Annotated in this window: 21 protein-coding genes; 4 read left to right on the top strand and 17 right to left on the bottom strand. The window is 41.3% G+C overall.

Features of this window, described 5'->3' with window-relative positions; translation table 11 throughout:
• Positions 1–57 precede the first annotated feature (57 nt).
• The 9 genes from J6I68_RS16585 to J6I68_RS16545 all read right to left on the bottom strand — a co-directional run bounded on the left by J6I68_RS16585 (position 58) and on the right by J6I68_RS16545 (position 10393).
• Positions 58–855: a cell division protein FtsQ/DivIB gene (locus J6I68_RS16585; protein ID WP_292221929.1), complete on the bottom strand. Its 798-nt coding sequence runs from the start codon at positions 853–855 to the stop codon at positions 58–60.
• A gap of 5 nt (positions 856–860) precedes the next feature.
• On the bottom strand, positions 861–2006 hold the full coding sequence (locus J6I68_RS16580; protein ID WP_292221928.1) for an FtsW/RodA/SpoVE family cell cycle protein: 1146 nt from the start codon (positions 2004–2006) through the stop codon (positions 861–863).
• A 39-nt stretch (positions 2007–2045) separates the two neighbouring features.
• On the bottom strand, positions 2046–3419 hold the full coding sequence (gene murD / locus J6I68_RS16575) for a UDP-N-acetylmuramoyl-L-alanine--D-glutamate ligase (RefSeq protein ID WP_292221927.1): 1374 nt from the start codon (positions 3417–3419) through the stop codon (positions 2046–2048).
• Positions 3420–3461: 42 nt separating this feature from the next.
• Positions 3462–4427, bottom strand: a complete 966-nt coding sequence (gene mraY, locus J6I68_RS16570) for a phospho-N-acetylmuramoyl-pentapeptide-transferase (RefSeq protein WP_292221925.1) — start codon at positions 4425–4427, stop codon at positions 3462–3464.
• An 18-nt stretch (positions 4428–4445) separates the two neighbouring features.
• Positions 4446–6704, bottom strand: a complete 2259-nt coding sequence (locus J6I68_RS16565; RefSeq protein WP_292221924.1) for a penicillin-binding transpeptidase domain-containing protein — start codon at positions 6702–6704, stop codon at positions 4446–4448.
• Between the two features lie 49 nt (positions 6705–6753).
• On the bottom strand, positions 6754–7188 hold the full coding sequence (locus tag J6I68_RS16560) for a cell division protein FtsL (RefSeq protein WP_292221922.1): 435 nt from the start codon (positions 7186–7188) through the stop codon (positions 6754–6756).
• 18 nt (positions 7189–7206) lie between these two features.
• Positions 7207–8142, bottom strand: a complete 936-nt coding sequence (gene rsmH / locus J6I68_RS16555; protein WP_292221920.1) for a 16S rRNA (cytosine(1402)-N(4))-methyltransferase RsmH — start codon at positions 8140–8142, stop codon at positions 7207–7209.
• Positions 8143–8158: 16 nt separating this feature from the next.
• Positions 8159–8599, bottom strand: a complete 441-nt coding sequence (gene mraZ, locus J6I68_RS16550; RefSeq protein ID WP_292221919.1) for a division/cell wall cluster transcriptional repressor MraZ — start codon at positions 8597–8599, stop codon at positions 8159–8161.
• 216 nt (positions 8600–8815) lie between these two features.
• Positions 8816–10393, bottom strand: coding sequence for a helicase HerA-like domain-containing protein (locus J6I68_RS16545; RefSeq protein WP_292221918.1), 1578 nt, complete (start codon positions 10391–10393; stop codon positions 8816–8818).
• Positions 10394–10517: 124 nt separating this feature from the next.
• On the opposite strand from J6I68_RS16545, the gene J6I68_RS16540 reads away from it, so the two are divergent.
• Together J6I68_RS16540 and J6I68_RS16535 are read left to right on the top strand one after the other, a co-directional pair.
• On the top strand, positions 10518–11792 hold the full coding sequence (locus J6I68_RS16540; protein ID WP_292221916.1) for a Y-family DNA polymerase: 1275 nt from the start codon (positions 10518–10520) through the stop codon (positions 11790–11792).
• Entirely contained in the window at positions 11785–12108 is a 324-nt protein-coding gene (locus J6I68_RS16535) for a YolD-like family protein (RefSeq protein WP_292221914.1), read from the top strand. The genes J6I68_RS16540 and J6I68_RS16535 overlap by 8 nt, the downstream gene beginning before the upstream one ends.
• Here J6I68_RS16535 and J6I68_RS16530 read toward each other — a convergent pair.
• Positions 12105–12956, bottom strand: a complete 852-nt coding sequence (locus J6I68_RS16530) for a DegV family protein (protein WP_292221913.1) — start codon at positions 12954–12956, stop codon at positions 12105–12107. The genes J6I68_RS16535 and J6I68_RS16530 overlap by 4 nt on opposite strands.
• A gap of 181 nt (positions 12957–13137) precedes the next feature.
• Positions 13138–13725 carry a low molecular weight protein-tyrosine-phosphatase gene (locus J6I68_RS16525; protein WP_330622564.1) on the bottom strand — a complete coding sequence of 196 codons (588 nt, stop codon included), beginning with the start codon at positions 13723–13725 and terminating at the stop codon, positions 13138–13140.
• A gap of 320 nt (positions 13726–14045) precedes the next feature.
• On the opposite strand from J6I68_RS16525, the gene J6I68_RS16520 reads away from it, so the two are divergent.
• Entirely contained in the window at positions 14046–14588 is a 543-nt protein-coding gene (locus J6I68_RS16520; RefSeq protein ID WP_292221912.1) for a hypothetical protein, read from the top strand.
• A 186-nt stretch (positions 14589–14774) separates the two neighbouring features.
• On the opposite strand, the gene J6I68_RS16515 is transcribed toward J6I68_RS16520, so the two are convergent.
• The 4 genes from J6I68_RS16515 to J6I68_RS16500 are packed head-to-tail and all read right to left on the bottom strand — an operon-like array spanning position 14775 to position 17832.
• Complete coding sequence (locus tag J6I68_RS16515; protein ID WP_292221910.1) at positions 14775–15782, bottom strand: restriction endonuclease; 1008 nt, start codon at positions 15780–15782, stop codon at positions 14775–14777.
• A gap of 21 nt (positions 15783–15803) precedes the next feature.
• Positions 15804–16292 carry a hypothetical protein gene (locus J6I68_RS17320; protein WP_330622562.1) on the bottom strand — a complete coding sequence of 163 codons (489 nt, stop codon included), beginning with the start codon at positions 16290–16292 and terminating at the stop codon, positions 15804–15806.
• Positions 16293–16338: 46 nt separating this feature from the next.
• Complete coding sequence (locus J6I68_RS16505) at positions 16339–17103, bottom strand: GIY-YIG nuclease family protein (protein WP_292221908.1); 765 nt, start codon at positions 17101–17103, stop codon at positions 16339–16341.
• A gap of 3 nt (positions 17104–17106) precedes the next feature.
• Positions 17107–17832: an ion transporter gene (locus J6I68_RS16500; protein WP_292221906.1), complete on the bottom strand. Its 726-nt coding sequence runs from the start codon at positions 17830–17832 to the stop codon at positions 17107–17109.
• 158 nt (positions 17833–17990) lie between these two features.
• On the opposite strand from J6I68_RS16500, the gene J6I68_RS16495 reads away from it, so the two are divergent.
• Positions 17991–18488 carry an NINE protein gene (locus J6I68_RS16495; RefSeq protein WP_292221904.1) on the top strand — a complete coding sequence of 166 codons (498 nt, stop codon included), beginning with the start codon at positions 17991–17993 and terminating at the stop codon, positions 18486–18488.
• A 79-nt stretch (positions 18489–18567) separates the two neighbouring features.
• Here the strand turns inward: J6I68_RS16495 and J6I68_RS16490 are convergent, their stop codons facing one another.
• Together J6I68_RS16490 and J6I68_RS16485 are read right to left on the bottom strand one after the other, a co-directional pair.
• Positions 18568–19122 (bottom strand): type III toxin-antitoxin system ToxN/AbiQ family toxin, encoded by a 555-nt coding sequence (locus J6I68_RS16490; protein WP_292221902.1) that lies wholly within the window; start codon positions 19120–19122, stop codon positions 18568–18570.
• Between the two features lie 542 nt (positions 19123–19664).
• A partial coding sequence (locus J6I68_RS16485) for a hypothetical protein (protein ID WP_292221900.1) occupies positions 19665–20406 on the bottom strand: 742 nt, incomplete at its 5' end.

Here is a 20406-nt window from a genome sequence, read left to right as displayed (position 1 = left end):
TTGTTTCGATTTTCAACCAATATTTTTTAATAAAATGTTTACAATTCGCTTGACAATTTACTGATTTTTCTCTTCAAAAGTGATGTTTTTTGTATCGTCGTCAAAATCTTTCATCTCCAAAATTCCTTTTTTTCCACTAAGTTCTGGAAGGATATATTGAAGTTGGATAATTTTCTCGTCGATAAACTCTTCTGTGCCAAGACTTACCTCAATTTCGTCGAAATACAGGTACACATTGTACTCGCTGTCAAAAAAGATTCTGTCTGCCCCAAGCTGATACTTGGCAAGAAGCTGGGTTATATCAAGTATTTCTTCAAAAACATCCTGATTCTCTATTGGGAGTTTCTCGTGCATTATGCAGTAGTTAAAGGAAAGACCCATAACCTGAGGCACTGTATCAGAAGCCTCAAGAGAGCTCTCAACCACAATTCCATCTCTGTCAAAGTACATGTATCTGCCAAGATATGCTATATATCCAGCCACAGCCTTCTCGTAGACATTGATCCTGACAGTATCCGGAGATACTATATCCACGTCCATCTTTTCGATGAAAGGCACTCCCTCTATGCTCTTGTCCCTGTATTTCATGGACAGGTACATTGAGTTATGGCTAAGGCCGTCCGTTATGACCATGTCTATGATCTCGTCATTTGTATAATGAGTGTTTCCCGTAACATATATATTGGTGATGGTGTAATTATCTGCAATATACTTGATAGCCACTGCCCCAATGATAAGAAAGGCCAAAAGTACTCCAAGTATTATGTATATGCTCTTATGATCAGCAATGGTCCTGCCAACTATTATCAGAGGATTTTCTCCCCTTTTTTTGTATCTCTTTTTCCTCTTTGCCATATACTTTATTCTCTGCCTATATTTCTTGCCACATTCAGGGCTATTCCAACTTCAGCCAGCTGAATGATAACGGCAGAACCGCCATAGCTGATAAAGGGAAGTGTAATTCCTGTATTGGGTATGGTGTTGGTTACAACGGCAATATTCAGAATAACCTGAATTGCAATGTGTCCCATAACTCCAATTACCAGTAAAGCTCCAAACATATCAGGAGCGTTGTTTGCAATTATCATAAGACGCCAGATAAGAAGAAGAAACATAAGCATAACTGCTATGGCGCCAAAAAGCCCCAATTCTTCACAGATAATGGAAAAAATCATATCATTCTGGGCCTCTGGGATAAATCCCATCTTCTGCATGCTCTCTCCAAGGCCCTTTCCAAATACTCCGCCTGAACCTATGGCATAAAGAGCCTGAAGTGTCTGGAATCCTTTTCCTGAAGCGTGAGCATTGGGGTCAAGCCATGCTAGTACTCGCTCAAAACGGTAGTTCATACCGCTGGTCTGGTCAGAATTGGCGATCAGTATAACAAGAAGTGCCACTATTCCAAGCAGAGCTACTGCCGCAATGATATATCTCTTGTATCCAGGAGTTGAAATAAACAGCATAACAACTGTGATTCCCATGATGATTATGGCAGAGCTCAGGTTCCTTGTGATGCCATAAACCATTCCTGCAAGGATCAGCGGGAATAGCAGGGCTACTCCAAATCCCTTGTAGCTCATGAGATTTCTTTTAAGTTTAATAATGATAGTTGCTGTGAATATGATGGTTGCCACCTTGGCAACCTCTGCAGGCTGTATGGATACGCCCATGATGATGAGCCATCTCTTGGCACCATTTACTGTTTTACCAAAGGGAATGATCAGTATAAGAAGCGCTGCAGCTGCAAGATAGATAGGCATTGCCAGTCTTGACAGCACCTTGTAGGGAATGTAAGACATTACCATCATGCCAACAAGGCCCAGGATTGTTGGGAACAACTGATGTTTGAAATAATAGGCAGAATCACCATAATCAAGAGCTGCCTCATATGAACTTGTAGAATAAAGCATGATAAGGCCAAACGCCAAAAGGAACAGAATGATAAATATCAAACTGTAGTCAATATAAGACTCTTCTCTTTCGCGTCTTAAGATTCCTGCTCTCACAAAGTTCCCCTCACAACAAATATCTTTTATTCTTTAGCCTTATTCGGCCAGCTTATTTACATATTCTTTGAATTTTTTGCCCCTTACTTCATAGCTTGGGAACATATCCCAGCTGGCACATGCAGGAGAAAGAAGCACTGCATCTCCAGGCTGCGCACTCTCAGTACAAAACTCAAGAGCTTCCTCAAAGGTGTCCTTAAAGACATAGTTTGTAAATCCGTGTTTTTTAGCGCATTCAGCGATCTTTTCTTTTGTCTGTCCAATAAGCACCAGAAGCTTTACTGTATCCCCAAAGCACTCAAGCCACTCGTCGTACTCACTGCCTTTATCATATCCGCCGCCAATGAGGATTGTGGGCTTGCTCATAGCCTTGATGCCCTGAATAGCAGCATCAGGGTTGGTTCCCTTGGAATCGTTGTAATAATCCACGCCTCTCTTTGTGGCTACAAACTCAATCCTGTGTTCAACTGCCTTGAAATTCCTTATTACTTCAAGGATTGTTGAAAGAGGCACTCCCATTGCAAGGCTCATTGCTATAGCCGCCATGACGTTTTCCACATTGCAAAGTCCCACAAGATTCATGTCATGGATGTTCATAATAACAGTCTTAGATCCGCCGTTGGCCATGACTATGTTGTCGCCATCAAGGAAAAAGCCGTCCTTAAGCTCCTCTTTGGTTGAAAAGAATACAACCTTTGAGGGACATCTTTTCCCAAAATTCCTTGTGTACTCGTTGTCGTAGTTAAGAACACAGGTGTCTTCTGCAGTCTGTTTGTTAGTGATATTTTCCTTCATGGAGGCATAGCACTCCATGGTATGATGTCTGTTTAAATGATCCGGAGTAATGTTGAGGATTGCTGATACCTTGGCGTGGAAATTGTCCACAGCCTCCAGCTGGAATGAACTTATCTCTCCAACAATAACTGTGTCATCCCTCATTCCCAGTGCATTTTCCGCAAAGGAAACTCCAATATTGCCTACAACATACACTGACTCATAGTGAGCCTTCATGATCTCGCCAACCAAAGTGGTGGTTGTGGTCTTGCCATTGGTTCCAGTGATGGCAACCATGGTTCCCTTAGAGAAGTTATAGGCAAGTTCGATTTCGCTCCAGATAGGAATATTAAGAGCCTTGATACGCATCACTGTAGGTGAATCCAGTGGAACAGCCGGGCTTGGCACCACAAGCGAAATTGACCTGAGTGTATCATCTGTTATCTCGCCAATTATGATCTCAGTCTTGTCCCTGTCCTCTTCATAGAGCTTTTTTCTGATGTCTTCCTCAGTAACCTTGGTGTTTTCTTCCAGCATAACAGGAAGCGCCCCAATCTGATCAAGGAGCTTAACAGAACCCACTCCAGAAAGACCTGAACCAATTACAAGAACTCTTTTTCCCTTTAAATCAGCTGTCATATCCTTTTCTTCCTCTTATCTTAATGCACTAAATATTCTGCGTTATAGTCCTACATATGCTATGAGACAAAGCAGTATTGTCACTGTTGTGAAGACGTTTACCACCCTTGTCTCAGACCATCCGCCCTTCTCGAAATGATGGTGGATAGGTGCCATTCTGAAAATTCTCTTTCCGTGAGTGATCTTAAAGTATGAAACCTGAAGGATCACAGAAATAACCTCAAAGGCATAGATAAATCCTACAATTACAATAAAAACTGGCATCTGCATAACATAAGCTATTCCTGTCACAAAACCGCCAATAGCAAGGGATCCTGTATCTCCCATCATTACCTTGCCAGGGTATACATTGTAAACCAGATAGCCAAGCAGTGCTCCTACCATGGCGCTGGACATTACTTCTGCACCAGTAGCTCCGTAGTGCATTCCTGCCACTGCAAAAAACGCAGCAACTACTGCAGTAACTGAAGCACAAAGTCCGTCAACTCCGTCTGTAAAGTTAGTTCCGTTGGCAGTACCAAGTGCTATAAAAAACAAAATAGGAATATTAAAGATCCCAAAATCAAGAACAATGCTTGTAAAAGGAACTTTCATGGCAAGAGATATATCAGTAAAGGTCTCTACATAAACTGAAAAGAGAATGGTTACTACGAGCTGTCCCAATATCTTCTGCCATGCACGAAGGCCTAAGTTTTGCTTTCTTACAACCTTGATATAGTCATCGATAAATCCGATTATCCCAAAACCAATCGTAAGGATCAGAACAGGAATAACTTCCTTGTGCGATGCCCCATAGAATATTCCAATTACAACAACTGGCAAAAGAAATATGACTCCGCCCATGGTTGGTGTACCAGTCTTTTTCTGATGAGATTCAAGTCCCTCTTCTCTCTCGGTCTGTCCTGCTTTTAATTTTCTAAGGATCTCAATGACCTTCGGTCCAATAAGCACCGCAATAACAAAAGATAAAAGTGCAGGAAGCAGAGTCCTCATACAATAGTCGTTCATTTTAAAAATCTCCAATAATTAGTTGCCGCCATTTTCAACGCTTTCAAATATGGAAGAATCAGTGTTTTCTCCGCTGAAATCCGGCAGATCATCTCCTCCAAAAGCATGTCCTGAAGATGGATCGATATAATCACCTGTATTCGGGTCAATATAATACCCCGTTGATGAGTCAACGTCAAATGTCTCCCAAATTGAAGACTGCTGCGTTTCTTCCTCAGTAGTTTCCTCTTCTGCCTGAGTTTCTTCCGGTGTTTCTTCAGCACCCTCCTCAGTGGTTTCCACGCCTTCTTCGGTGGTTGCAACTGCAGAAGTGATCATCTTTTCTCTGAGTTCTTCAAGCTCTGCCTGTTCTTTTTCGCTAAGAGGCTCTGTCATTGGGTAATTAAGGTAAGGGAGCGCCTCTGTCAGCACTGCTCTTACAATTCTGGTAGCAAACTTGGCATCGTCCTGATATCTGGCGTTTGGCCTGTCTACTACAACGTAAATAGCTATTTCAGGGTCATCAGCAGGAGCATATCCCATGAAGGATACAACATACTGACGGTTTCCACGGGGCAGAGTCTGGGCTGTTCCAGTCTTACCACCTATCATGTAGCCTGCTGGACGGGCTGTTTTACCAGTACCATTAGGTCCAGATACAACGGTGTTACAAAACTCTACTATCTTATCAGATGTACTCTGGGATATTACCTGTCTAAGGACTCTTGGCTCTACATTTTTGATGGTTGCTCCACTTGAGGAGACAATCCTTTTCACCACGTGAGGCTCATAGTAGTAGCCGCCGTTAATAAGCGCACAGAATCCGGTAATTCCCTCGATCATGTCAATATTAAAGCCCTGTCCAAAGGAGTTAGTTGCAAGGTCAGTAGAAGTCATATCTGAAGCCTTGTAGGTAAGTCCCTCTGTTCTGGCCTCTCCCGCTAGGTCAATGTTGGATTTAAGGCCGAATCCAAAGTCTTTCTGGAACTTGGTAAAAGTGCTGACGCCTGTAGCCTGTGCAATGTACATCATCGCAACGTTACAGGATATCTCAATTCCTCTCTGGACTGAAACAGCGCCATCACCGTAAGTGTTATGGCACTTGATCTCCCATCCGCCAACTTCAAGAAATCCCTTACAGTTGTAGACCTCATTACCTGTTATTGAGCCAGATTCAATTCCTGTAGCTACTGTAAAAGGCTTAGCGACAGATCCTGGCTCATAGGTATCGGAAATACAGAAATTCTTCCAAAGAGCATTATAATTCTGATAAAGTTGCTCATCTGTAAAGTCCGAAAGCATCTCCTCTGTGATATATACACCAGAGTCAAATACAGATTCACCCTTGACCTTATTGCCCTTTTCATCTACTGCAGGCATTCCGATAAGAGCTGATTTATTTCTCGGGTCATTTAAGTCAAACTTTGGATAGCTGGCCATTGCCAGTATCTCGCCTGTGTTGACATCCATCATGATGCAGCCCACGTTATTGGCGCCGTTGCCCTCACGGAAGTTATTGGCATAGGTATCGTTGAATTCCTGAAGATGCCTCTCTACTATATTCTGAAGATTGCCATCAATAGTAGTTATGATATTGTCACCATCTGTTGCAGGAATTGTTGTTCTTTCAAGGTTTGAATCCTCGTCAAGGTATCCATACTCTCTGCCCATAGTTCCTGACAGTGTGTTGTTGTAGTATTCCTCAAGGCCGTACATTCCGTTGTTGTCGCCAGAAGTAAATCCGATGACATCGCAGGCCAGTGACCCATTTGGGTACTTCCTGATATAGCTTGACTCAAACCACACGCCCTGGATATTGGCATCATACCCTTCCATACCCGGAGTTATCATGTCCTGAAAATTCTTTATTTCATCATAAGGAAGCTTTTTTGCAAGAATGTAGTACTGAGATGTAGGATGCTCTGCAAGATACTGCCTGATCTCACCTGAATCAAGGCCAAACTCTTTTACTAAAGCCCTGATCGTTGGCTCAAGATACTTATCGCTCCTTAGAAGAAGCTTGGCATCAAGGATTACATTATATACTTTCTCGCTGTAGGCAAGGATCGTGCCATTGGCATCCAGTATTTCTCCTCGCCGAAATGGCAGAGTTGTGGAGTCGTACTGCTGCTGCGACAGCACCTGTTTTTCGTACTCCTCGCCGTTATTCTTGGTTATGAGGATAAGCCTGACCCCTAACCCAACGAAAGCCAGTAGTGCAAGTACAAACAGCACTACCAGCTTTTTCTTCATTCCTATAGTGAACTTCTGACTGTTCCCAGATTTCCTTTTTTTCATCTAACCAAATTACTTACCCTTCTAAAACACTTGGCGTGGCATATAAATACTAGTTCTTAGCCACCTCAGGGATTGGTGCCAGCTGCCTTACATAGTCGTTGCCGCCGCCATCAGAGTAAGTGATTATCTGCCCCTCAGTTGCATAAGTCATGCCGTATTCCTGGATCGCGATCCTCTTTATCTCATCCAGATCCACGTTGCCACTTGCTCTATTATACGCCTCATCATTGTCCTGTTTCAAATTATTTAACTGACTTTCCAAAGTTGCGATATTTTTTACGCTGCTGGTGATCTGTGACTGGAGTGAGATGTACCATGCCAGCGTTCCAACCATGAGAGCCATAGCCAATGAGAGGAATAAAAGATATCCAAGGCTCATGTGGTGTCTTCTTTTTCTTGAAGGTTCCTGAACATGGACAGGTCTTCCTGAAGGCGCTCTATTTGGTTTTCTAACAGATGTACCGCGGATGTATTCGCTTGCCATGTTCATTCTCCTTTCTTATCAGCTTTTTTCAAATACCCTTAGCTTTGCGCTTTGGGATCTCTTATTTTGTGAAAGCTCTTCTTCGCTGGGAAGTATTGGCTTTCTTGTTATCACCTTGCCCTTTGACTTCCTGCCGCAGGTACATACCGGAAATTCCGGCGGGCAGATGCAAGGATCTTCGTTGGTCTTAAAGTTGTTTTTGGTGATCCGATCTTCCAAAGAGTGGAAAGTTATAACACAGAGCCTTCCGCCTGGATTTAAAAAATCAATGAATCCATCCAGGGAGTTTTGAAGCACATCCAGTTCCCTGTTCAGCGCGATCCTGATAGCCTGATAAGTTCTCTTGGAAGGATGACCTCCCTTTTCCCTCATCCTGGCTGGTATCGCAGCCTTTATTATGTCATTGAGCTGACCTGTGGTCTCGATTGGAGCCTTGGCCCTCTCAATACATATGTGCTTGGCAATGTTCTTGGCAAATTTATCTTCGCCGAAGTCTCTTATTATATGAAAGATCTCAGCCTCTGAATAATCATTGACTATATCCCTGGCTGTAAGCTCCATTCTCTGATCCATTCGCATGTCCAGAGGAACATCTTCCTTGTAAGTAAAGCCTCTGTCTGCGTTGTCCAGCTGGAATGATGAAACTCCAAGGTCAAGCAGTATTCCGTCAACTCCTGTAACTCCCAGCTCTTTAAGCCTTGTAACTGCATTTTCGTAGTTGTCTCTGATAACAGTTATGCGGCTTCCAAATTCTTCCAGTCTCTTACTGGCTGCTGCTATGGCATCTGCATCCTGATCCACCCCGTAGAGGTGACCCTTATCTGAGAGCTTTTCAGCTATGTGAAAAGAATGACCGCCGCCCCCAAGGGTTCCATCCAGATATATGCCATCCGGTTTGATATTCAGATTGTCTATGCACTCCTGAAGGAGCACTGAATAATGTTTAAATTCCATCTTCATGCCTCCAGGCTTAAATGCTAAGACCGTACTCACTCATCTTGGCTGCAATTCCATTGATGTCATCAAAGGTGCTTGCATTCTCCCACTCAGCCTTGCTCCAGATTTCAGCTCTGTTACCAACACCTGCGATAACTGCTTCCTTCTCAATCTTGGCGTGCTGCAGAAGGTTTTGTGGTAAAAGGATTCTGCCCTGCTTGTCTACTTCAGCATCAATGGCACCTGCGATAAAGAAACGTCCAAGCATTCTGGCTTCTGGCTTATCCATTGGAAGCGCCTGGAGCTTTTCCTCGAACTGCTCCCAGCCTTCTTCAGCAAACACAAAAAGGCATCCGTCAAACCCCTTGGTTACCACAAATTGCTCGCCGAGAAGTTCACGGAACTTAGCTGGAATTATGAGCCTTCCCTTTGCGTCTATGGAATGACTGTATTCACCTTTGAATGCTGTTCCCACTTATCTACCACTTATTACCACTTTTTGACACTTTTTACCACCTGAAACCATTATAAAGCACTTTTTTCACTTTAACAATAGGTTTTTTCAATGTTTTGAATAAAAAAAGTCTAAAGTTTATGCGGGTTTGCACAAAAAATCGCCTATATAGTGTCTGGTGTTTTCACGCACACTATATAGGCGATAAATGTCTTTTATTTTGTTGTAATTTTTTATTTATGACTTAAAGAATGTAGCCAGGATTCCTCTTCCAAGACTCGCTCCAAGATTTCCTCCAAGGGTCTTTCCAAATTTGCCAAAGGTTCCGCCAACAGTCTTACCAACTTCTCTTCCAACAGTTCCAGCAACAGAATTACCAATGGTCTTTGCGGTCTGCTTTCTCTTTCTGTCGGCTGCAGCTTTTTCTTTTTCAGCTGCCTTAGCTGCTGCGGCTTCTTCCTTCTCTTTTGCCTTGCGCTCAGCTTCCTTGGCTTCCAGCTCTGCCTTGGCCTTGGCGTCAGCAACGCCCTTTCTTTCAAGGAATTCAAAGGCTGAATCAGGATCAGAAGGCTCGTAGTACTTGGTGTAAAGAGTGCTGCCCTTTATCTCTCTTTCCCTTGTGGCATCATCAATTCCACCCATATAGGACTGAGGTGGCAGGATAAATACTCTCTCACACATGGTTGGTGTTCCGGTCTCATCAAGGAATGAGCAGATAGCTTCACCAGTTCCAAGCTCCTGTATGACATCAGCCGTGTTAAATGCAGGATTTTCTCTAAAGGACTCAGCAGCAGCCTTTACTGCCTTCATATCAGAAGGTGTGTAAGCATGGAGTGCGTGCTGTACCTTGTTTCCAAGCTGTGCCAGAACGCCGTCAGGGATATCCCTTGGATTCTGGGTTACGAAGTAAATACCAACACCCTTTGACCTTATGAGTTTCACTACCTGCTCGATCTTATCCATAAGAAGCTTAGGGGTGTCTTTAAATAAAAGGTGGGCTTCGTCAAAGAAGAATACCATCTTGGGCTTGTCGAGATCTCCCACTTCAGGAAGAGTCTCAAACAGCTCAGACATCATCCACAAAAGGAATGTGCCGTAGAGAGTTCCGTTATTGATAAGACTGGTGGAATCAAGGATGTTGATCATTCCCTTTCCGCCCTCACCTGTGGTAAACCAGTCCTTGATATCAAGGGCAGGCTCAAAGAAAAAGTCCTCTGCTCCCGCTATTTCAAGAGATACAATAGCTCTCATGATGGCTGAAATCGATACTTTGCTGATATTACCGTAGCTTGCAGCAAACTCCTTATTGTTCTCGGAGATATAGTTGAGCATAGCCTTAAGGTCTTTTGTATCTACTAAGAGAAGTTCCTCATCGTCAGCAATCTTAAATGCTATGGACAGGATATCTCTCTGCAGGTCGTTAAGTCCAAGGATCCTTGATAAAAGAAGTGGTCCCATCTCTGAAACTGTAGTTCTAAGAGGAATACCTTTCTTACCGAACACATCCCAGAATACCGAAGGGTACTTCTGATATTTAAAGCCTGCTTCAGAAAGTCCAAACTTCTGAATGCGCTTTTGCATGTTCTCATTATCCTCGCCCTCAAGGACCATTCCTGAAAGATCGCCCTTTACGTCAGCAAGGAACACAGGAACTCCCATGTCACTAAAAGATTCTGCTAAAACCTTCAGTGTCACTGTCTTACCAGTTCCGGTAGCTCCAGCAATAAGGCCGTGGCGATTGGCCATCTTAGGCAAAAGAAAAATATTCTCCCCTGCTTCGTTATTGGCTATCCAGATCTTGTTATCTTTTAACATGAAACACCTCCCAACACCGGTTTTTCTTTATTTAAAAATCTTTTATTATTTTACCATATTTAAGGTACTTTTAGAGATTTATTCGCATCTTGACTAACCGAACAGGCGTTCGTATAATATATTTATGGGACTGGATAAACAAAGGACTTACATATGCATAGATCTCAAGTCTTTTTATGCCTCCGTTGAGTGTGCAGAAAGAGGCCTTGATGTAATGACCACCAATCTTGTCGTAGCTGACCCCGAGAGGACTGACAAGACTATTTGTCTTGCAGTTTCACCGTCAATGAAGGCTCTTGGTGTCAAGAACAGATGCAGGGTCTTTGAGATCCCGGATGGAATTGATTACATCATGGCTGTCCCCAGGATGCAGCTATATATCAACTATTCTGCTGATATATATGCAATTTACCTTAAGTACATATCCAAGGACGACATCCACGTTTACTCTGTTGACGAGGCTTTTATGGACGTGACAGACTACCTATCTCTCTATCAAATGACTGCCAGAGAACTTGGAAAGCGGATTATGGATGACGTCTACAACACGCTCCATATCCGCGCAACCTGTGGCATAGGCTCCAACCTCTATCTCACCAAGGTTGCTCTCGACATCACAGCCAAGCACTCCCCCGACTTCATAGGCGAGCTTGATGAAAAGAGCTATATTGAGACCTTGTGGAACCACAGACCCCTTACGGATTTCTGGCGCGTGGGCCCCGGCATTGCAAGGAAGCTTGAGACCTACGGTATGCGCACCATGGGTGATATTGCAAGAGGCGATGAAGATCTTTTATACAGGCTCATTGGTGTCAACGCAGAGCTTTTAATCGACCACGCCTGGGGCAGGGAGAGCGTCACCATTGCAGATATCAAGGCCTATCACAGCACAACCCACTCTCTTACTCAGGGCCAGGTCCTTATGTCAGACTATAGCTTTGACAAAGGGCTCATCATCGCCAAGGAGATGATGGACGTAATGTGCCTTGATATGGTGGACAAGGGACTTGTCAGCAAATCCTTTACCCTTCATGTGGGATATGCCAAGAGTGCTATGCTTCCGGTGGTCAGCGGAACCTTTAGCCTTGATACCGAGACCAATGCCAGCAGCATCCTTATCCCCAAGATAGCTGAGCTTTATCAGCAGATTGTTAATCCAGCCTATGAGATCCGTAGGATGTATGTAATATGCAACAATGTCGTACCCGAGGAATACATGCAGTACTCCTTCTTTATGCCTGCAGAGAATCTCGAAAGAGACAGGAAGGTACAGAAGGCTGTTCTTGAGATCAAGAATAAGTTTGGCAAAAATGCGATCCTTAAGGGAATCAGTTTTGAGGAAGGCGCCACCACCAGGGAGCGCAACAATCAGATAGGAGGTCACAAGGCCAATGGCTAGACAAAAGATGCCTCCAGATAAGAGGGCTGCACAGTTTCTACCCTTCAAGGCTGTTGTAGGTCTGGATGAAGCTATCGCAGCAAAAGAAAAGATAATAGTACCCAAAATCGAGCTCTCCGAAGATTCACTTAGAGAGCTCGATAAAAAGATGCATATGATAGAAAAAGGTATGATCATATCAGTAATCTACTTTCACAAAGACGAGTACCTCAAGGTTACTGGAATGGTGGCAAGACTTGATGAGACTGCCAGAATCCTGCAGATTGTAAATACCAAGATTGATTTTGATGACATTTTGGATGTCATTCTGGATTAGTCTTTTTCAAAATATGCCAGAGCTATAGCTCCAGGACCTGCATAGGTTCCAATTGTCGCTCCCACTACTGCGTACTGGAGCTTATCTTCATGTCCTTCGTATAGAGCTTTTGAATCCTCTACATACTTCTTTAGCATTTCATCTGAAAAGCCAGAATACGCAAGACAAATTGGCTTATCAAAGTTTATCCCGCCGTGGCTCTTTACGAACTCCATGAGCATGTTGTGACTGTTCTTGGAGCCTCTTGCCTTACCAATAACCTTAACCTCTCCGTTTTCAATAGTTATAACAGGCTTTATCATTAGGAGGTTTCCCACAAAAGCCGCTGCGGATGGAAGTCTTCCTCCAAGCTTAAGATATTCAAGAGTATCAAACACCGCAATGACATGAGCTTTTTTCATCTCTTCCTTGATATTTTCAAGTATCTGCTCAGCATTCATGCCCTGAGAGCGCATCTCTACCGCCCTTTGTACAATTATGTACTCAGATATACAGAACTGCCTGGTATCAAGGACATGGATATTATCCGAGAAGTCCTCAGCTGCAATGCACGCACTCTGATATGATCCTGACACTCCGGCAGAGAGACAAAAGTAGATAAGCTCATCTCCTGCTTCATCAGCCTCTTTGAATATCTTTGAATATTCAAAAGGAGATATCTGACTGGTCTTTGGAATTTCATCAGTCTCTACCAGCTTCTTGTAAAAATCAGGGCCGCTTAGGGTAACTCCGTCCAGGAATTCCTCTTCCCCGAATCTGACATTTAAAGGAATAACCGTTATATCCCATTTCTTTGCCAGTTCCTGAGAAATATCACTTGCTGAATCCGTAACAATACGTACTGCCATTTTTTCTCTCCTCACTACGTGATACAAGTACCACGTTTTAATATGTAGTTTCCATAACCACGTATAAAATAAGCTACTAGCAATGTTTTTGAAATTTTAGTTTCCAAAAACATAGTCAGTAGCTTATCACAATTTGAATATTTATTCAATTATTTTTTATTCCCCGGAAAAGCCTCAATTATTATCCCTTAGGAAAATCATCATGAATGAGGCCTAATTCTCTTTCATCGTCATTCCAGACATTTTCTGTATCCGCATCTGAAAGTTCTTTTGCATATTCAGGATCAGTAAGTATCTGCCTAAAAAGCCCATGGCAGCCATCGGAACAGTCCCTCCAGGTAGCGTCAAAGTTTCCTGTATACCAGGGATCCGCCACATCTCCATCCCTGTCCGTAAAATCCAGCATCTTGTAAAGTTTCTTTTCCGGATCACCACCAAAAAGCCTCTCCAGATCCCTCATGTTAGCCCTATCCATTCCAACTATAAAGTCAAATTTCTCGTAATCGCCCCTGGACGTTAGTCTCGCCCGCTTTTGCGATACTCCAAGCTCATTGTCATCTGTGCCTATACCATGCTCACGAAGCTTTGCCCTTGCTGGAGGATATACAGGGCTTCCAACTCCATTCCATATCTCATCAGTATGAGTCGCACTTGACTCTATATGAAAATGCTCCAAAAGCCCCTGCTTACTTACAATGTCCTTCATGATAAACTCAGACATTGTGGATCTGCAGATATTGCCGTGGCAGACGAATAAAATTCTTATCATTAATTATAGCTCCTTGAAATTCCTTGATATTCCCTGTAATGCGCACCGTTGCGGGATAAAAATTGTGTTCACATATCACGGTGACAGAACTATAATATCACAGTTTGTGTAATAACTACGAATATCTAGGAAAATCATGGACATGAAAAGTAGTCAAAAAGTAGTATGGCAGGTTTTTGATTCTGAGATATTCGGAGTTCACCATTTAATATGGTGATAACCTTCGTTACAGACCAACATCCATATACAATCACATAGTTCTTGATAATGATTTTCTGTTAAAATATGAATAGGACAGATTTTTAGAGAGGAGCATTACAATGGAATATATTATTGCTTTTTTGGGTGGTCTATTCTCTATAGGAATAATCTTTTCTTTCATGAGGAAGGATTACAAACTAATAACAGAAAGCTATATAAAATGGTTTCCGCTTATATCATTTCTGGCCGTTGTCTATTGTTTTGTACGTCTATGTGGAAGTGCTACCCCTGACGGATTTACCGTCACTAATTTAGTTGAGGTTCAAAACGTGGATTCTAATGATGTTTATTATTGGAATTTAAAGATTAATATAGACAAAAATGATAGCACCTACGATATCATTGGGTATATAGACCCTCGATCAGGTGTTCTTAAAGAAGTAGATTCAGTTGGATTTGAGAGTTTTGGAAGTGATAATGAGTTTTATGATTCAGATAAAGAATATAAGGTGACAATTAATAAAAAAGATGTTAACACCACATTTCTACAAACTATTCAATATATTGGATTTATTAATTTACTGATTTACTCTTTACTTTTAATATCAACCATATGGGCATCAATACTCGTCATTAAGCATACTCTGTTCGTCCATGAATAGCGCAAAAAAGGAAGTAGTTCTTGGCTACTTCCTTATACAACTCTAAACATTTTCTGGCTAATCTGCTTAACTTTGCCTTCCTTTTTTCATTTCATCCTGGCTCTGGTAAGCTCTTCCATCCTGATCATTTCTTCTTTTGCATCATCCAATCCCAGATGAGTATATACGTACTTGTATCTTACAGCATTAGATGTCCTTTGCTACCGGTATGTAAACCTTCTTAAGTGGAATCATTTTCTGGTACTTCTCATTCAAATTATCATAGTAATCCAAAATCAAGCTTACCAACTCTGAACCATTTATGCCTCTAATAATAGGAGTATTATCCAAGTACTTCTGAGCATTCTTAGTATAGTTGGCAAGGGTCACAAATAAACCATAATCTCCCTCTCGCATAGCTCCTTTAAGAGACTGTATGGTTGTTTCCTTAACATCACCATCTCCGCTCTTTACCTGCACAAGGATTCTTGGAGGAAGCTCATCTTTATATGCAGTAATATCAATACCACTATCACCACCGTGAGGTGAAACAGTAGTCCTATATCCCATTGCCCTAAGAAGATCAGCCACGAATTCTTCCAGATCGTATCCCTTAAGCTGATGACTTAACTCTTTCAAAATAAAATCCTTGGTGTTCTCCTGAATATCCTCTGCAGTTGCAGCCACTGTCTCATCTTCTGAACTTTCAACATCTTCACTTGTACCTACAAAAGCTTTGTCTAACGCAGACAAAAACTCATCTGCATAATTCTTTATCAAAAATACAGACATTGCAGCCCCCGCTTCATATAAGGCCCCTTGTGAGAAGTATGTCCTTGGGATGTGCTTAAGCCACTTTACCTTATGACGATTAGGATACTGCTCTGGTCCTGTAAGAAGCTCCGTCAAACAATAATATGGTCCATCAACAACACCAATGTTAATCATTCTATCTGAGCTAGAAGGGAAAACAATATAATCGCCTACCTGGACCTCATGGACAAACCTATATACTTGACCATTCATAGTAGCAATGGAGGCTTTTGACTTTTCAGGGAGTGCTGCTGCCATTTTCTCTCGAAATGCTTCCCTGTCAGGAGGTAGTAGTGACATATCTCCCATCTCATACCATCCGATGGCAATAACATTTTCATGCAGAAATAAATAATCATTCTTTGTATGCATACCCCATACTCGTTTTTCACTTGATTTCATATTTTATCTACCTTCTATAGCTCAGTTCTGAGTAATGTTCTCAAAATTAGAACTAATTCTCTCCTTCGTATTCTCAATACATAAAGGCTCATTTTTGTCTTCAATTTCATTCACCGGAGGCTCTTCTCGCCCAGCATTTATAATTATTTCCACCAGGCTTACAATTCCATTGTAGAGAGCTACAAAAACCCATGCCATTCCTAATAGCATATATTTCATCATGTAAAACATTACTATAGCAGTCCATTTAACAGCAACCCACATAATAATGAACATCCATTTTATTGGTGCTACTAATAGGAAATATAATAATGATCCGGCTTGTTTAGCTGAAAAAGTTGTCTTATGGTATATCTTATTTTTGAGCGCTCTAGAAGGATTCTTTATCCATCCCATACCCTTCTTGCCATAAAATGGATTAACTAATCTTTTGAGTTTACGTTTATATTTTCCGGTCGTCCTAGCTTTAAAAGATTTCTTAATAGATGGAGTCCTTAGTCCTACTTTCATCCTCTTTCTCCCTAAAAAATCTGCTCAAGTCACATTTGGGGTTATATTACTTGTTACCTGATGTTCTATTGTAACCAGCGCTAAATGCATGATATCTCTCTATCATATCTTTTTCGAGTTGATCAATATCATCATATCCGCTCTCAGAAAGCCTGATTATTTTTATTGAAAAATCATCGCCATATTTGTAATCGGCATATACATCACCGTTTCCATGGCCTGTAAAGTGCTGATTAATCCTAAAAAAGAGCTTTTTAGCCTGTCCAACATAGTACTGATCATTAGTTTCATTATGAATAATATAAACTCCAACAACATCGCCTTTCTGTTGTTGCTTAATTTCAAAAAACTCCTCTGGAGTGATTGTTTCTGACCTATTCAAGAAATCATCCATGTTTTCCTGCATAGCTCGGAAACGATCTTTTCTAAAATCAGCAATCGCACTCTGTAATTCTTTTCTTTTAATATCCGGATATACTTCCAATATAAAGTCACAAAAATCTCTGCTAAGTCTACTACCTTCGCAGCACTCATGCAAAATGCTTTTAGCTGTTTTATTTACTTCATTCATATAATTAGCCCTATATTCACCTTTTTGGGTATATACTGGCTTTCCATGCATATTAAATTTTCTTTGTACAAGGTAATGTGCTTCATCATAAAAACAGGATCTCACCCACCCATTTTTAAGTGATACTTCTTCCGGATTAAATCTTAGATTTCTTATGATTGCCTTGATTACATAGATCAGAACAATAATAAAAATGACAACTGTCATAGGTAAAACTACTATTTTTATTAAATCGCTCATATCTTAATCTTCTCTTTTCCTCTTGATTTCTTCTAGTTCGTCCTGATACCCAGCTATTATTATCCCTGCTGGTAAAGCTACAATAGCAATTCCAAGAACTGCAGAGATCATGGTAATAAACTTACCCACTGCGCTAGTAGCATACACATCACCATAGCCAACTGTAGTTAATGATATTGTTGCCCAGTATATGGCATCATACATCGTAGGGAAGGTTTCAGGCTCCGCATTAAATATAACTAGTGCCGATATCAGCACATACGCCACAGCAAATCCACAAACAACAACCAGGCTATCTTTCTGCTTTCTAAACACGTTTGCTATCATAGTAATGTTCTTTGAGTACCTGAACGCCTTAAATATTCTGAACACCTTGAATGTTCTCATTAATCTGAAAATCTTAAACAGCCTAAATCCCCTCTTTAAAGCCGTCAAAGATGGTAGAATTGACAACAGATCTATCAAAGCCATTAAAGAAAAAGGATAAAGTAAGAAAGAAATTGCTCCTCTTCCCAGTTTCAGGTCAGCAGTTAACAATCTCATAATGTAGTCAATAATAAAAATAACCACTGTAATCTTGTCAATGATGTTGAATATTAGTGCGTCTTCATGGGACCAAAGCGGAATAATACTAATAATAATTGTTGCCATCATGAAGAAATCATAAGCCCTACTTAGCTTATCGTTTTCTTCCCCAACTTCTATTATTTGGAATAGTCTTTTTCTCATATCCTTCCATTCCTTACACAATTTCTATACATATAAAAGTATATCATATGCTTGAGTAATTGTACGTACAAAGCCCTAAAACAAGCAATATTTGTATATATTATTGATGATTAGACGTGTTATAATTAACTATATTAAGTATCAGGGAGGTTACATCAATGAAATGTCCAAATTGTGGCGCTGAAGTAAACGGTTCCTTTTGCAGTTTCTGTGGCACAGAAATGCCTAAGCAGCCAGTGAATATAATAAACAATTATTATGGGACTGTACAAAACAATCAAAACACCGGATCCAATTCAGGAGCTGCCAGTGTGTGTTGTCCGAACTGCGGAAGCAGTAAAATATCATTTAATCGCGAATCAACAGGTGCGCGAGGCTATCACAAAACTGTTGGCGTATGCAAGAGCTGTGGCAACACATGGGTTACAGCAAATGACCTATATATTCCTACAACATCATCAAAAAACAAGACTGTAGCTATGATACTTTGTATTTTTCTTGGTTATCTTGGCGGCCACTATTTCTATGTTGGAAAAGCAGGCATGGGTGTACTATATCTTCTCACTATGGGACTTTTTGGAATAGGCTGGATTGTAGACATTATCAGAATCGCCGGCGGAAGCTTCAGAGATACGAATGGTTTACCTCTTAAATAATAAATGGATACCTAAAAACGCACACCGCTCTAAAGCGGTGTGCGTCAGACTGTAGACAAAGAGGACTCCCTCAGAAGTCCTATTTCTTTTTTGGCTTTTCCTCAAGCTTTTTATTATATCTGTCACAGACTTTTTCAAGTTTTCTAAAATCTAGACATCTCTTTTTCCCTTTAAATACGTTTTCACTATTATCTTTGGTACAAAGGAAATACAAGTTTTTTGCTTTGTCTCGTACAGTTTTTTCGTTTGCCTCTTTCCTGCACCAACTTAGTTCTTTGATGCAAAGTCTTTTCCACGCTTTCTTGGCTTGTGCATCATTTTCGTGAATTTTTAAGTCAACAGGTATTAACTGCGCATCCGTTACTGGAATCATAAGATTGAAATTAAGTACACCTATAAGTTTTCCTTCAACCTCTATTTTATGTAACTCAGCATTATTAGCCATGTTTTTATGTTTTTCTTTCGGATGTGATAAAGGAATGCAATATTTTCTATCATTATGTGTAACTACTATTCCAATGAATACCCTATTTTCTTTCCCAATCTGAGGAGAAACAGATTCCACACGATCATCTGCATTATGTAAATCCCTCACGTATTTCATATCTATATTATAAAGCTTTAATTGTTCCATTTTATCTCCAAGAAAAAAGCCGCGTGCTTTGACACACACAGCTTTTTTATAGCCACGCTATCAGCGAGGACTATCTGTTATAGTTTCCACTTAAGGTAGGACTCACCTGTAACTATATGATAACATTTCAAGTCTAAATGTCAAGCTAACAGCTTTAGGATCAATATAACAAGAATCAGCTTTTCACATCGTGTTTTATCCAAGATAGTCTTCAGATTTGTAGTTTTGCCTTCGGTATAAACAAGGTATAAATAACCATGTTCAATACCATATTATAATGATTCTTGCTTACCAATACATTCATCTTCAAATCCTGCCGTGGCAAACGAAAAGAATACTTATCATTACTGCTCTTCTCCGTTCTAATCTGTAAAGTGGTCCACTAACCCCATCCCCCAGGTCCATCAAAAGCTTCTTATCCGATGACCATTGGACATTACATTTCCTCCAGTCAGTTTTCCAGAGTCTATAAAGCTGATGACAACAGTCTTAGTGTACCCACTAATAGCTGTTGTCATCTACTTAAATACATTTAGATGTTTTTACTTTGTATCTGTCAGTTCTTTTTCTTTCTTCTTTTCCATATGCTCTTTGTACATCTTCTCACCGGTAACACCCAATATAGCTATGAGAAGGATCCACCAGAAGCTCTTCTTTTCAGGAACTGTATTACTCTCAGCTGCCATGGAAAGAGCTGTCTCTTCCTCTGCAATTGCTACTGTAGTCTCGCCTGTAGCAAATTCTGTATCTTCAGGGATTTCATCACTTATAGCCTCTCCTGCGCCAGCTGGGGCATCAGAAAGAGCTACGGCTCCATCACCTATCGTAGTGACATCCTCAGAAGCAGTGGCTCCTACTCCTGCGTCTGCACCAGTACCGCCCTGAACTGCGTTAACGTCATAAGAAGCATATGAAGATGTGCCTGCTGCCTCTGCAGTTGTAGCATGTGTAGTCTCATTTACCGCTTCTTCTATGGCAGCAACAGCCTCGGCAGCGAGGGTGCCTGCAGGTCTTACAGCTCCTGCGCCATCAGCAACAGTGCCATCAGTCACCGTACCAGTATCAGCACCGCTTCCTGAACTATCTGATCCAGAACTGCTTTCTCCTCTAGCTGGCGGCGTTAATCTCTCAATAGCCTTTGTGAGATCCTGCTCTGCATCTGCATACTGTTTTTGTAGTTTTTCAAGATTCTCATTGGCTTTATTAGCATTTTCAGCAGCCTTACCCTTTAAGCTGTTAAGCTCAGAGATAAGTCCTGCCACGCTCAGGTCATTAAGTCTTGCA

Source organism: Butyrivibrio sp. (assembly GCF_017940685.1).
In the GTDB taxonomy this organism is placed as follows: domain Bacteria; phylum Bacillota; class Clostridia; order Lachnospirales; family Lachnospiraceae; genus Butyrivibrio.
Note: the sequence above shows the minus strand (reverse complement) of the source record. Positions and strands in the feature narration are given on the sequence as shown.

Coding starts and splice junctions, on each gene's coding strand:
- J6I68_RS16585 (WP_292221929.1), bottom strand. CDS start 855: ATGGCAAAGAGGAAAAAGAGATACAAAAAAAGGGGAGAAAATCCTCTG.
- murD (WP_292221927.1), bottom strand. CDS start 3,419: ATGACAGCTGATTTAAAGGGAAAAAGAGTTCTTGTAATTGGTTCAGGT.
- mraY (WP_292221925.1), bottom strand. CDS start 4,427: ATGAACGACTATTGTATGAGGACTCTGCTTCCTGCACTTTTATCTTTT.
- J6I68_RS16565 (WP_292221924.1), bottom strand. CDS start 6,704: ATGAAAAAAAGGAAATCTGGGAACAGTCAGAAGTTCACTATAGGAATG.
- J6I68_RS16560 (WP_292221922.1), bottom strand. CDS start 7,188: ATGGCAAGCGAATACATCCGCGGTACATCTGTTAGAAAACCAAATAGA.
- rsmH (WP_292221920.1), bottom strand. CDS start 8,142: ATGGAATTTAAACATTATTCAGTGCTCCTTCAGGAGTGCATAGACAAT.
- J6I68_RS16545 (WP_292221918.1), bottom strand. CDS start 10,393: ATGTTAAAAGATAACAAGATCTGGATAGCCAATAACGAAGCAGGGGAG.
- J6I68_RS16540 (WP_292221916.1), top strand. CDS start 10,518: ATGGGACTGGATAAACAAAGGACTTACATATGCATAGATCTCAAGTCT.
- J6I68_RS16535 (WP_292221914.1), top strand. CDS start 11,785: ATGGCTAGACAAAAGATGCCTCCAGATAAGAGGGCTGCACAGTTTCTA.
- J6I68_RS16530 (WP_292221913.1), bottom strand. CDS start 12,956: ATGGCAGTACGTATTGTTACGGATTCAGCAAGTGATATTTCTCAGGAA.
- J6I68_RS16525 (WP_330622564.1), bottom strand. CDS start 13,725: ATGATAAGAATTTTATTCGTCTGCCACGGCAATATCTGCAGATCCACA.
- J6I68_RS16520 (WP_292221912.1), top strand. CDS start 14,046: ATGGAATATATTATTGCTTTTTTGGGTGGTCTATTCTCTATAGGAATA.
- J6I68_RS16515 (WP_292221910.1), bottom strand. CDS start 15,782: ATGAAATCAAGTGAAAAACGAGTATGGGGTATGCATACAAAGAATGAT.
- J6I68_RS17320 (WP_330622562.1), bottom strand. CDS start 16,292: ATGAAAGTAGGACTAAGGACTCCATCTATTAAGAAATCTTTTAAAGCT.
- J6I68_RS16505 (WP_292221908.1), bottom strand. CDS start 17,103: ATGAGCGATTTAATAAAAATAGTAGTTTTACCTATGACAGTTGTCATT.
- J6I68_RS16500 (WP_292221906.1), bottom strand. CDS start 17,832: ATGAGAAAAAGACTATTCCAAATAATAGAAGTTGGGGAAGAAAACGAT.
- J6I68_RS16495 (WP_292221904.1), top strand. CDS start 17,991: ATGAAATGTCCAAATTGTGGCGCTGAAGTAAACGGTTCCTTTTGCAGT.
- J6I68_RS16490 (WP_292221902.1), bottom strand. CDS start 19,122: ATGGAACAATTAAAGCTTTATAATATAGATATGAAATACGTGAGGGAT.